The sequence below is a fragment of the Heminiphilus faecis genome (assembly GCF_008728965.1).
In the GTDB taxonomy this organism is placed as follows: domain Bacteria; phylum Bacteroidota; class Bacteroidia; order Bacteroidales; family Muribaculaceae; genus Muribaculum; species Muribaculum faecis.
In genome coordinates this window covers 32928-44950 of sequence record NZ_VSMC01000006.1, presented here as the reverse complement: position 1 = coordinate 44950, position 12023 = coordinate 32928, and the positions used below count along the sequence as shown (strand labels likewise).

The 12023-nt window shown below is 48.5% G+C and carries 13 protein-coding genes; all 13 read left to right on the top strand.

Going from position 1 to position 12023, the window contains the following annotated elements; translation table 11 throughout:
• The first annotated feature begins 2 nt into the window (after positions 1-2).
• Genes FW767_RS03835 through FW767_RS03775 form a run of 13 tightly spaced genes read left to right on the top strand, consistent with a single transcriptional unit; the run spans position 3 to position 11719 of the window.
• Positions 3-236 (top strand): F0F1 ATP synthase subunit epsilon, encoded by a 234-nt coding sequence (locus tag FW767_RS03835; protein ID WP_121698903.1) that lies wholly within the window; start codon positions 3-5, stop codon positions 234-236.
• Position 237: 1 nt separating this feature from the next.
• Positions 238-1365: a F0F1 ATP synthase subunit A gene (gene atpB / locus FW767_RS03830; protein WP_121698904.1), complete on the top strand. Its 1128-nt coding sequence runs from the start codon at positions 238-240 to the stop codon at positions 1363-1365.
• A 37-nt stretch (positions 1366-1402) separates the two neighbouring features.
• A complete protein-coding gene (gene atpE / locus FW767_RS03825; RefSeq protein WP_121698905.1) occupies positions 1403-1648 on the top strand; it encodes an ATP synthase F0 subunit C in 246 nt (81 codons plus the stop codon).
• A 12-nt stretch (positions 1649-1660) separates the two neighbouring features.
• The gene (gene atpF / locus FW767_RS03820; protein WP_121698906.1) at positions 1661-2158 is read left to right on the top strand and encodes a F0F1 ATP synthase subunit B; all 498 of its coding nucleotides are present in this window, start codon (positions 1661-1663) and stop codon (positions 2156-2158) included.
• 3 nt (positions 2159-2161) lie between these two features.
• The gene (gene atpH / locus FW767_RS03815; protein ID WP_121698907.1) at positions 2162-2713 is read left to right on the top strand and encodes an ATP synthase F1 subunit delta; all 552 of its coding nucleotides are present in this window, start codon (positions 2162-2164) and stop codon (positions 2711-2713) included.
• 9 nt (positions 2714-2722) lie between these two features.
• Positions 2723-4297, top strand: coding sequence for a F0F1 ATP synthase subunit alpha (atpA, locus tag FW767_RS03810; RefSeq protein WP_121698908.1), 1575 nt, complete (start codon positions 2723-2725; stop codon positions 4295-4297).
• 13 nt (positions 4298-4310) lie between these two features.
• Positions 4311-5192 (top strand): ATP synthase F1 subunit gamma, encoded by an 882-nt coding sequence (atpG, locus tag FW767_RS03805; protein WP_121698909.1) that lies wholly within the window; start codon positions 4311-4313, stop codon positions 5190-5192.
• Positions 5193-5247: 55 nt separating this feature from the next.
• On the top strand, positions 5248-5790 hold the full coding sequence (locus FW767_RS03800; RefSeq protein WP_121698910.1) for a 4Fe-4S binding protein: 543 nt from the start codon (positions 5248-5250) through the stop codon (positions 5788-5790).
• An 11-nt stretch (positions 5791-5801) separates the two neighbouring features.
• On the top strand, positions 5802-6320 hold the full coding sequence (locus FW767_RS03795; protein ID WP_121698911.1) for an NADH-quinone oxidoreductase subunit J family protein: 519 nt from the start codon (positions 5802-5804) through the stop codon (positions 6318-6320).
• Positions 6321-6327: 7 nt separating this feature from the next.
• Positions 6328-6642: an NADH-quinone oxidoreductase subunit NuoK gene (nuoK, locus tag FW767_RS03790; protein WP_121698912.1), complete on the top strand. Its 315-nt coding sequence runs from the start codon at positions 6328-6330 to the stop codon at positions 6640-6642.
• A gap of 5 nt (positions 6643-6647) precedes the next feature.
• Positions 6648-8690, top strand: coding sequence for an NADH-quinone oxidoreductase subunit L (nuoL, locus tag FW767_RS03785; RefSeq protein ID WP_121698913.1), 2043 nt, complete (start codon positions 6648-6650; stop codon positions 8688-8690).
• A 30-nt stretch (positions 8691-8720) separates the two neighbouring features.
• A complete protein-coding gene (locus tag FW767_RS03780; RefSeq protein WP_121698927.1) occupies positions 8721-10226 on the top strand; it encodes a complex I subunit 4 family protein in 1506 nt (501 codons plus the stop codon).
• Positions 10227-10240: 14 nt separating this feature from the next.
• On the top strand, positions 10241-11719 hold the full coding sequence (locus FW767_RS03775; protein WP_121698914.1) for an NADH-quinone oxidoreductase subunit N: 1479 nt from the start codon (positions 10241-10243) through the stop codon (positions 11717-11719).
• Positions 11720-12023: the final 304 nt, after the last annotated feature.

Sequence of the window (12023 nt, the reverse complement as noted above, 5' to 3'; positions counted from 1 at the left end):
TTATGATACTCAAAGTTATATCGGCCTATGACATCTTATTTCAGGGAGAGGTTGATAAAGTCACTCTTCCCGGAGCCGAAGGCACTTTTATGGTGCTCCCTCATCACGCATCGCTCATATCCACCCTCGTAAAAGGTGAGGTGGCGTATGAAGCGGATGGGCGTCAGGGGGCTATAGAAGTTGCTGGCGGCATAGTCGATGTCGATAACGATGTGGTATCAGTGTGTATATATTGATATGAAACGACTTTTACTCTTGCTGGCTGTCGTGTGTGCCGCGGTATTATACCCGGTTCACGTCCCTGCGTCGCAACCTGCCGGAGATGCCGAGGGTGAGAAAATCAACCCTAAACAGATAATCTTCGAGCATCTTGGCGACGGTTACGGCTGGGAAGTGCCGTTCAATCATCATGTGCGTATACCGCTGCCGGTTATCGTACGTGATTATGAGGGTAAGTGGCATTGTTTCAGTTCGTCGCGTATTCAGCATGGCGAGACCTATGACGGTTTCATGCTTGGCGGCAAAGAGAGCAAGTGGCATAACAAGATTGTCGGCATGCGCCCGGTGACGGTCGACGGCAAGACGGTTATGGAGGAGTATCGTCCTTTTGACCTCTCCATAACAAAAAATGTCCTTGCGATTTTCATATCGGTGATAATTGTCATATGGCTGGTGCTCTCTGTGGCACGTTGGTATGCCAAGGCCGGTTATAAGGCGCCGCGGCGCTTCAAGGGTGCAATAGAGGCTATTATCGTTTTCGTATATGACGGCGTTATCAAGCCTGCTCTCGGAGTTAAAGCGCCAAAGTTCGCACCCTACCTTCTTACGGTGTTCTTCTTTATACTGGTAATGAACCTGCTCGGGCTTATTGTCATATTCCCCGGCGGTGCCAATCTTACCGGTAACATTGCCGTGACATTGGTCTTGTCATTGATAACCTTTCTGGTGGTCAATATATTCGGTACAAAGCACTATTGGAAAGAAGTATTTTGGCCCGATGTGCCTTGGTGGCTGAAGTTCCCTCTACCTATCATGCCGCTTATTGAGGTGTTCGGTATGTTTACGAAGCCGGCGGCGCTTACAGTGCGTCTGTTTGCCAACATGATGGGCGGCCACATAATAGTTATCGTGCTTACTCTGCTCATCTTTATCCTCGGCGCGTTTGGAGCGGCTGCTGCCGGAGCCACTACCGTGGTGTCGGTCCTGTTCTCGATATTTATGCTGCTGATTGATGTGCTTGTGAGTTTCATACAGGCTTACGTGTTCACCATGCTGTCGACATTGTTTATATCGTTGTCGCAAGAATCGGGTCATAAAGAACATGAACCGGCTCACGAAGCCCAGACTGTAAAACATGAACAATAAAATAAATTATAATACAAACTCTTAAATTAAAGTAATTATGTTAGCAATGATTTTAGCGGCTATCGACGGCCTTTTAGGTATTGGTGCATGTTTTGGCGCAGCTATCGCAGCTATTGGCGCGGGTATTGGTATCGGTAAAATCGGTGCGGCTGCCATGGAAGCTATTGCACGTCAGCCTGAGGCTACCGGCGATATTCGTAGTAATATGATTGTTATTGCGGCTCTTATCGAAGGTGTGGCTCTATTTGCCGTTATCGTCTGCGTCCTTTCGTTCTTTCTCTAAAAGTAAGCGCTCATGGAACTTTTCACGCCTGAATTTGGCTTGATCTTTTGGATGTTCGTGTCGTTTGCTGTCTTATTCTTGGTGCTTGCCAAGTGGGGATGGCCTGCGATTATGAAGATGATAGAAGGCCGTGCCGACCTCATCGATAAGGGTGTGGAGTACGCTCAAAATGCCAAAGAGCAGCTTGATCATGCCCGTGAAGAGGCCGAAAAATATATTGAAGAAGCTCGCAAACAGCAAGCCGATATGCTTCGCGATGCCGACCGTATGAAGACTCAGATCATCGAGGAAGCACGCGGTGAGGCTCAGAAAGAGGCCAAGAAGCAGATGGAGGCCGCGCAAGTGGCTATAGAGCAGGCGCGCAAGGAAGCCGAATTGCGTTTCCGCGATGAAGTAAGCGCGTTTGCTTTGGACATCGCTACCAAGGTGGTGCGCAAGCAGATGGCCGACGAGAAGGCTCAGTCCCAATTGGTGAATTCACTGTTGGACGAAATCGAAAACAAAAATTAATGCATGATGGATCAAGGTCTTATCCCGAATCGGTATGCCAAGGCTCTGTATAAGTTTGCCCTTGAAAAGGGCGACGCTGAAAGGATGTACGGGCTTATGAAAAGTGTCACGGCGGCTTTTGCCGCCCAACCGAGGTTGCAGGAGGTTATGGTTAATCCCTATATAGCCACTGACGACAAAACCCGTCTGTTGACTACGGCAGCCGGAACCGATGCGGCTACAGACCGTTGTTATGCCGATTTTTTACGGTTGCTTCACGATAACTGCCGCATAGACTTCATGCGTGATATAGCCTTGGCTTATCTCAGCCTGTATCGCAAAGCCAACAATATCTATCTCGTTAATGTCGTGACCGCTGCAGAGCTGCCCGATGAAGAAGTGGACCGTTTGCGCAGGTTGGTCGAAAAGCATCTTGGCGGTGCATCGATGGAGTTCTCTCAGTCGATCGATCCGGAACTTATAGGCGGATTCGTCATCAACATCAATTCGGAGCGTCTGGACGCCTCGGTAAGTAACGAATTAAAACAATTGCGTCTTAAACTTTTAAGCAACTAACACAAAGTAATGATTAACCCAAGCGAAATATCGGAAGTATTAAAGCAACAACTCGAAAACGTCAATAACAAAGTGTCGTTTCAAGAGGTGGGTACGGTCCTTGAAGTGGGTGACGGTGTTGCCCATGTATATGGCCTTGAGAATGTACGCGCCAACGAGCTTGTTGAGTTTGAAAATGGCGTCAAGGGCGTTGCCATGAACCTTGAGGAGAGCAACGTCGGCGTGATCTTGCTTAACAACATTGACCGCGTGACTGAAAATATGACCGTGCGACGTACGGGGGAGATTGCCTCGATCCCAGCCGGTGAAGGTCTCTTGGGGCGTGTAATCAATGTGTTGGGTGAACCTATCGACGGAGCCGGCCCAATATCGGGTGAACTTTATCGTATGCCGCTCGAGCGCAAGGCGCCCGGCGTCATATTCCGTCAGCCTGTTAACCAGCCTCTGCAGACCGGTATCAAGGCCATTGATGCAATGGTGCCTATAGGACGCGGTCAGCGTGAGCTTATAATCGGTGACCGTCAGATCGGTAAGACCGCGATTGCCATCGATACCATAATCAATCAACGTAAAAACTACGAAGACGGCAAGCCTGTATATTGTATATATGTGGCTATCGGACAGAAAGCGTCGTCGGTCGCTGCCATCGTGCAGACCCTGCGTGAGAACGGGGCCTTGCCTTACACGGTAGTGGTCGCTGCCAATGCTTCCGACTCGGCCGCCATGCGTTATTATTCTCCGTTTGCCGGTGTGGCTATAGGTGAATATTTCCGCGATACCGGCCGTGACGCCCTCATCGTTTACGATGACCTGTCAAAGCAGGCTGTGTCCTATCGTGAGATTTCGCTTATTCTGAAGCGTCCTTCGGGCCGTGAGGCTTACCCCGGCGACATATTCTATCTGCATTCGCGTCTTCTCGAGCGTGCCGCCAAGATTATCGACAATCAGGAAGTGGCATCTTCGATGAACGACCTGCCCGCTGTACTCAAAGACAAGGTCAAAGGTGGAGGTTCGCTTACGGCGCTGCCTATCATCGAGACTCAGGCCGGCGACGTATCGGCTTATATCCCCACTAACGTTATTTCAATCACTGACGGTCAGATATTCCTTGAGACTGCGTTGTTTAACCGCGGTATACGTCCCGCCATCAATGTGGGTATATCGGTGTCGCGTGTAGGAGGTAACGCGCAGATCAAGTCTATGAAGAAAGTGGCCGGTACATTGAAAATAGATCAGGCCCAGTTCCGCGAGCTTGAGTCGTTTACCAAGTTTGGCGGTGACATTGACCCCGTGACGGCCCGTGTGATTGACAAAGGACGCAAAAACGAGCAGTTGCTTATTCAGCCCCAGTACACACCGATGGCCGTGGAGGAGGAGGTAGCTGTGATATTTTGCGGTACCAAAGGATTGCTTGAAAAAGTGCCGCTCGACAAGGTCGCTGAATTTGAGAAACTCTTCTTGCAGTTGCTGCATGCCAAATATCAGGCCGAGGTGCTCGACGTCATAAAGAGCGGTCAGCTTACCGACGATGTTGTGGATAAGCTAACCGAGAGCGCGGCAGAGATTGTAAGCCGATATAAATAAAACCGAATTTTAAATGGCAACATTACGCGAATTAAAAGGCCGCATCGGTTCGGTAAGATCTTCCGAGAAGATTACCGGCGCCATGAAGATGATATCTTCGGCCAAGATGCACAAAGCCGAGCAGACTCTGAAGCGTCTTCTCCCGTTCCGTGGACAGATACAGACTGTCATGGGCAACTTGCTTTCAGCCGACGCCGAGTTTTCGTCGCCGCTGATTGAAAGCCGTGAGGTGAAGCGTATCGGTATCGTCGTGTTCGGCTCTGACGACGGCCTTTGCGGTGCCTACAATATAAACATATTCAAGGGGCTTTTGCAGACTCTACATTGTTATCGCGAGAAGTACGGAGCCGGTATTGATTTTGTCATCTACACTATAGGCGTGAAGATGCACAAGGCTGTGTCGAAGATTGCCGATGCACATATCAAGGTCGTTAGGCCGGAAGGTGTCGACTCAAAGAGTCAGGCCGATGCCGTGCGCGATTTTACATTTGCCATGCAGAAGAGATTTCTTGACGGTGACATAGACCGGCTTGACATTCTGTATATGAGCTATAAGAGCGTGAGTCGTCAAGTATTGCACTCCGAGCAGGTGCTGCCGGTAGTGCAGGAGACTCTGACTGACAATGCGGTCGAGGTGCAGTGTCGCCCTTATATATTTGAACCCGACCCAAATACGATATTCAACTCTGTCCTTCCTCTGTTTGTGCTCGCTGTCATGCAGGAGACATTTACAGAGAATCAGGCGTCGGAACAGGCCGCCCGTGTTATGGCCATGCAAAGCGCCAATGACAACGCCAAGAAGCTCCTTGACCAGTTGCAGCTTGAATACAATAAGCTGCGACAGCAGGCCATCACATCGGAGTTGCTTGACATACTGGGCGGTCAGGTGAAGTGAAAGTAATTGAATGGAAAAAGTAAATAACAAAAAATTATAAAGACCAATCATATCTATGGGCAGTGTAAAAGATTATTTTTCATCACTGGGTACGGGGGTTGTTAGCCTTCTGAAAGGTATGGGTGTCACCGGAAAGGAATTCTTTACTCCGAAAGTTACCGAGGAGTATCCCGATCATCGTGACACTATTCAGTATGCGGCCCCCCGCTTTCGTGCCAAACTTCAGTTTATTTATGATGAAGAGGGGCGTAACCGTTGTATAGCTTGCGGCATCTGCCAGCGCAATTGTCCTAACGGTACCATAAGCATCACCACGAAGATGGTGGAGCTTCCCGACGGAAAGAAAAAACGTAAGTTGGACAAATATATGTATGACCTCGGAAGTTGTACATTCTGCGAATTGTGTGTTACTACCTGTCCGCAGGACGCTATAGAGTTTTCCAACGATTTCGAGCAGGCGGTGTTTACCCGGTCCATGCTTGTTGAGCAACTCAATTATCTCCCCGAGAGGGACGATGACCCTGCGCCTAAACCTGCGGCTCCGAAACCCGCCGCCGAGATTAAGCCGGTCGATAACCAATCAGAAAAAGAAAAATAAATTAACATAATATGGAATCAGTCGGAAGTATTGTTATGTACGGAATAATCGTAGCTGCGATTATTGTCTTCTCGATACTCACTGTCACCACACGACGCATTCTGCGTGCCGCAACTTATTTGTTGTTTGTGCTATTCGCAACGGCGGGACTGTACTTCAAACTCGATTATGAGTTTCTCGGTGCGGTCCAGATCGCTGTCTATGCGGGCGGTATTGTCGTGTTGTTCGTATTCTCGATCTTGCTTACAAGCAAGCCGGGTGACAGCAGTGCGAGACTTGCTTCAAAAAAACGCGTAGTCGGACTCATCGCAGCCCTGATGTCGCTTGTTGTACTGGGTTATGCGCTTGTGAGCCGTCCTGAGTTCTGGACTACTTTCAGCGCTCCGTTCACTCTCGATATGACGATGAACCGTCTTGGCGAGATTTTGCTCGGAACCGAAAAGTATCAGTATCTGCTGCCTTTTGAAGCTGTGAGTGTGTTATTGTTGGCATGTATCATCGGAGGCGTTGTTGTCGCCCGTAAACGTTAATAGTGTTATGGATAAACTACCTGTGATGCTATACATAATACCCAGCATGATAATGTTCTGCTGCGGTGTATACGGTTTTATTACCCGTAAAAACATGATAGCGATACTTATATCGCTTGAGCTTATGCTGAACGCGGTCGATATCAATTTTGTGGTGTTTAACCGTTTTTTGTTCCCCGGACAGCTTGAAGGCATGATGTTTACTCTGTTTGCTATCGCCATTGCGGCCGCTGAGACCGCTCTTGCCATTGCCATTATAGTAAACATTTTCAGAGTGGCCAAGAATATAGATGTCCGTGACCTTACTAAAATGAAATTTTAACCGCTATGGAAATGATGTCAATCTTCATACTTTGCATACCATTGTGCATGTTCCTCATCCTCGGGCTGTTCGGTAAGTACATGCCCCATAAGGTGGCCGGAATTCTCGGTACATTGGGTATGGGAGTCACAATGGTGTTGGCTTATACTGTAGCCCTCACTTATTTCTTCTCGGGAAGCCCTGAGTTTATAAACGAGGCCGGCGAACGTCTTCAGGTCGTATTGTTCAATTACGACTGGTTGCAGTTTACCGACAAACTTGTCATTCGTCTCGGTTTCCTTCTTGATCCTATTTCGGCGCTCCTTCTTGTCGTCATTACGACAGTGTCGTTTATGGTGCATCTTTACAGCAACGGATACATGCGCGACCATCATGGCGTGTGGGAGACCGGATTCCAGCGCTTCTATGCTTTCCTGTCGCTCTTCAGCTTCTCGATGCTCGGTCTTGTAGTGGCTACTAACATTTTCCAGATGTATATATTCTGGGAGCTTGTGGGTGCCTCTTCATTCCTGCTCATCGGCTTTTACTATGTTAAGCCCTCGGCTGTCGCCGCTTGTAAGAAAGCGTTTATCGTCACCCGTTTTGCCGACCTCGGCTTCTTGCTCGGTATTCTGGCTCTTTCTTTCTATGGTGCCAAATACGGCAACTTTAACTTCGATTTCACCTCGCTTACCTCTTCTGCAGTAGCAGGTGCTGCCAACGTCTTCCAGATAGACCTTTCTACCGCCGAGGCGGTTAAGAATACCTTCCTCAACTCTCCTGCTCCCACATTCCTTGGAGCATCGGTGCTCACATGGGCGCTTGTGCTCATCTTCATGGGAGGTATGGGTAAGTCGGCTATGCTGCCGTTGCACATATGGTTGCCCGACGCTATGGAAGGTCCTACACCGGTGTCTGCGCTCATCCACGCCGCTACTATGGTCGTAGCCGGTGTTTACCTCGTGGCACGTCTGTTCCCGTTGTATCTTATGGAGACTGCAGCTCTGGAGATAATCGTTATCGTGGGCGCTCTTACGGCTCTGTATGCAGCCATGGTTGCATGTGTACAGATCGATATCAAGCGCGTGCTCGCTTTCTCCACCATATCGCAGATTGCATTCATGATGGTTTCGCTGGGTGTTGCCCGTCCTGAATTTCATCATGGGGTAGGTTATATGGCCGGCATGTTCCACCTGTTCACTCACGCTATGTTCAAGGCGCTTCTCTTCCTCTGTGCAGGTGCTCTCATCCACGCGATCGGGTCCAATGACTATACTGCCATGCACGGCTTGCGCAAGTATATGCCTGTGACCCACATCACGTTCCTTATCGGATGTCTTGCCATTGCCGGTATCATACCGTTTGCAGGTTTCTTCTCTAAAGATGAGATTTTGACCGCATGTTTCGGTAATTCGATGTTATGGTATATATGGATGTCGTTTGTAGCCGGTCTTACCGCGTTCTACATGTTCCGTCTGTATTATCTCATATTCTGGTGGAAAGAGCATAAGATACCTGAAGGTCATCATGCTCCCCATGATCAGGCTTGGACTATGACCGTACCTTTGGTTTTCCTCGCCGCTGTGTCGTGTGTGGCCGGTTTCGTTCCGTTCGGCAACCTTGTTACTTGGAATGGTCACCCCATGTTTGACAGCATGTCGTTCTTTACCAATCTTGAGCACCTCAACTGGTCGGTTGCGGCTGTAAGCCTTGCAGTAGCTGTTGTCGCTATACTGATAGCTACCGTCATGTATAAAAAAGAAAATCCCGCTCCCGCCCGTATGAAAGCCGCTTTGCCCGCATTGTGGCGCTGGTGCTACCATCGTTTCTATTGGGACGAACTTTATCTGTTCATCACCAGAAACATCATCTTCGACCGTATATGCAAGCCTATAGCATGGTTTGACCGTCACATCATTGACGGCACGATGGACATGTTTGCAGCCGTTACACAGCGTGCTTCGCTCGCTATCAAGGGCCTGCAGTCGGGCAATGTACAGTTCTATGTATGGCTATATCTTGTCGGTGCCCTTCTCATGGCCACTGTTGTCTGGATATGTCTTTTGTAATGTTTAATGGTGCAACTCAATATAGTAATTATGATATTCTCTAATATTCTTATATATTTTGTAGTCATCCCGCTGGTGATGCTCGGGTGTCTGTTCCTCTGCAGGAATATGAACCAGATACGCACCGTTGCAGTTGTCGGATCTACGGCACTTGTGGCCTTGTCCGTATACTTGGTGTTTGACTTTTTGCATTTGCGTGCTGCCGGTGCTGATGCCATAATGCTTTATACCGGTTCTTGGATGTGGTTTGAACCGCTTAATATCCATCTGGCGGTAGGTGTTGACGGTATTTCGGTAGCCATGTTGCTTCTCTCTGCCATAATCGTTTTTGCAGGTACGTTCGCTTCGTGGAAAATCGAGCCCCTGCCCAAGGATTTCTTCCTGTGGCTTATCCTGCTTTCAACCGGTGTGTTCGGCTTCTTCATCTCCATTGACCTGTTCACCATGTTCATGTTCTATGAAGTGGCGCTTATACCTATGTATCTGCTTATCGGACTCTGGGGTACCGGCCGCAAGGAGTATTCGGCGATGAAGCTGACACTTATGCTTATGGGTGGATCGGCATTCCTGTTGCTCGGCATACTCGGCATCTATTATCACTCGGCTCCCGAAGGCGGTCAGTTGACCATGAACCTGCTTGAGATATCGGCTAACGACGCCATTGACCATAATTGGCAGTACTTCCTGTTCCCGATGACATTTGTCGGTTTCGGAGTACTTGGCGCTATGTTCCCGTTCCATACTTGGAGTCCTGACGGTCATGCCTCGGCGCCTACCGCAGTGTCCATGCTGCATGCCGGAGTGCTTATGAAGTTAGGAGGTTACGGATGTTTCCGCGTGGCTATCTATCTGATGCCTTTCGCTGCCAATGAACTCGCTTGGATATTCCTTATCCTTACAGGTATATCGGTCGTATACGGAGCTTTCAGCGCATGTGTGCAGAACGACCTCAAGTACATCAACGCTTACTCTTCGGTCAGCCACTGCGGACTTGTGCTCTTCGCCATATTGATGCTCAACACCACTGCCATGACCGGTGCGGTTATGCAGATGCTCTCCCACGGCCTCATGACGGCACTGTTCTTTGCCCTTATCGGTATGATTTACGGCCGCACCCACACCCGCGACATTCGTATGATGGGCGGTCTTATGAAGATTATGCCTTTCTTGGCTGTATGTTATGTGATTGCAGGTATGGCTTCGCTCGGTCTGCCCGGTCTTAGCGGTTTTGTTGCGGAAATGACCATATTTGTCGGTTCATTCCAGCACACTGATCTCTTCCACCGTGCATTCACTATCGCTGCATGCTGCTCGATTGTCATCACGGCTGTATACATTCTCCGTGTTGTGGGCAAACTGCTCTACGGTCCCGTATATGATGAGCATCATCTTACACTTACCGATGCCAAGTGGTGGGAGCGTCTTGCCACTGTTACGCTCATTGTATGTGTTGCCGGTATCGGATGTTTCCCCGGCTGGATCAACGACATGTTGCACGATTCCTTCCTCCCCATTATTGAAGTATTGACTAAATAAAAGATTTATAAGATATGGATTATTCACAGTTTTTGGTAATGCATCATGAGATAGGATTATTGGTCCTTATCCTATTGATCTTTTTATTCGATACATTCAGCACCAAGGAAAGCCCCCGCGGTTTCTCCATGTTCTCCGTGTGTCTTTTCGCTCTGTTTGTTGTCGCCGGATTCGTCTATCCGTGGCGTCAGGAGAGTGCTGCGGCCTTTGGCGGCATGTATGCGGCTTCTCCTGTCATGACAGCGATTAAGAACGTACTGAATATAGGTGTGCTCATCGTACTCATTCAGTCCATGAAGTGGGCCGACAGCGAGTTTATGCGTGTGCGTCGCGGCGAATTTTATGAGTTATTGCTTATAACCCTGTTCGGTATGTATCTGATGATTTCGGCTCGTCACTTCCTGCTGTTCATCATCGGTCTGGAGACTGCCTCACTGCCTCTTGCAGCGTTGGTGGCTTTCGACAAGAACCGCTACGAAAGCCACGAGGCAGCTGTCAAATACATACTTACCGCAGTGTTTTCGTCGGCTATATTCATGATGGGTCTCAGCTTTGTATACGCTTTGGCCGGTACACTCTATTTTGCTGACATAGCCGCTTCGCTTACCGACGGGGGCGCCATGCTCATCGTGGCTATCGCGTTTGTCATAGCCGGTATGGGTTTCAAGCTTTCGCTTGTGCCTTTCCACCTGTGGACTGCCGATGTCTATCAGGGTGCGCCTACTTCGGTCACATCTTATCTTTCGGTTATATCGAAAGGTTCGGCTGCGTTTGCCTTCTTCGTAATACTTGTTCAGGTGTTCGGGCCGTTCTATCACGGTATTTGGGAGTGGATGCTTTATGCACTCATCATCCTTACGATCACTGTCGGTAACCTCTTCGCGCTGCGTCAGAAGAATTTGAAGCGTTTCCTTGCGTTCTCTTCTATATCGCAGGCCGGTTATATAATGCTCGGCGTGATTGCCGGAAGCGCTCAGGGTCTCGGTTCACTAATATTCTATGTACTTGTCTACATTTTCTCCAATCTTGCCGCTTTCGGTGTTATCTCGGCGATAGAGAACAAGACCGGACGTGTCGATATGGACTCTTACAACAACTTGTATTCGACTAACCCCAAGCTGGCGTTCACGATGATGCTTGCCATGTTCTCGCTTGCCGGTATTCCTCCGTTTGCGGGTTTCTTCAGCAAGTTTTTCATCTTCTCGGCCGGTGTCGCTTCCGGTTCGATGGCCCTTTACATACTTGTGCTCATAGCGTTGATCAACACCATTGTGTCGCTCTACTACTATCTGCTCGTTGTTAAGGCCATGTTCATCAACAATCAGGAGCCCTGTGCCATCGCTACTTTCCGCTCTGCCTGCTCCGAGCGTCTCGGCATGTGGATTTGCGTTGCCGGCATCATTCTTGTGGGTCTTGTAAGCTGCATCTACAATAGACTTATAGACACCGCGGTCGTGAACACCGAATATATATTCACTATATTCGCCAACTGATCGTATAGTTCCTTGACATAAACCAAACGGGCGACTCATCGCGAGCCGCCCGTTTCGCTTTTTGTAGTATGAAATTCTGTTTCTCTTTAGACGTTTATATATACGTGAAAGTTTCACTGTTTTATGTTTTTTACGACAAATAAACACTTATATGCTAATCTGTACGTAAACAAAGGTTTTTGGACTGTTTTTGCCGGTGATGTTACGATAATAAAGATATTTGAAATAGTATAATTACATATTAGTGTGCAGTTTTTGAGATATTTGCATTACAATAAAGTATTTTGTTATGTATAGATATTTA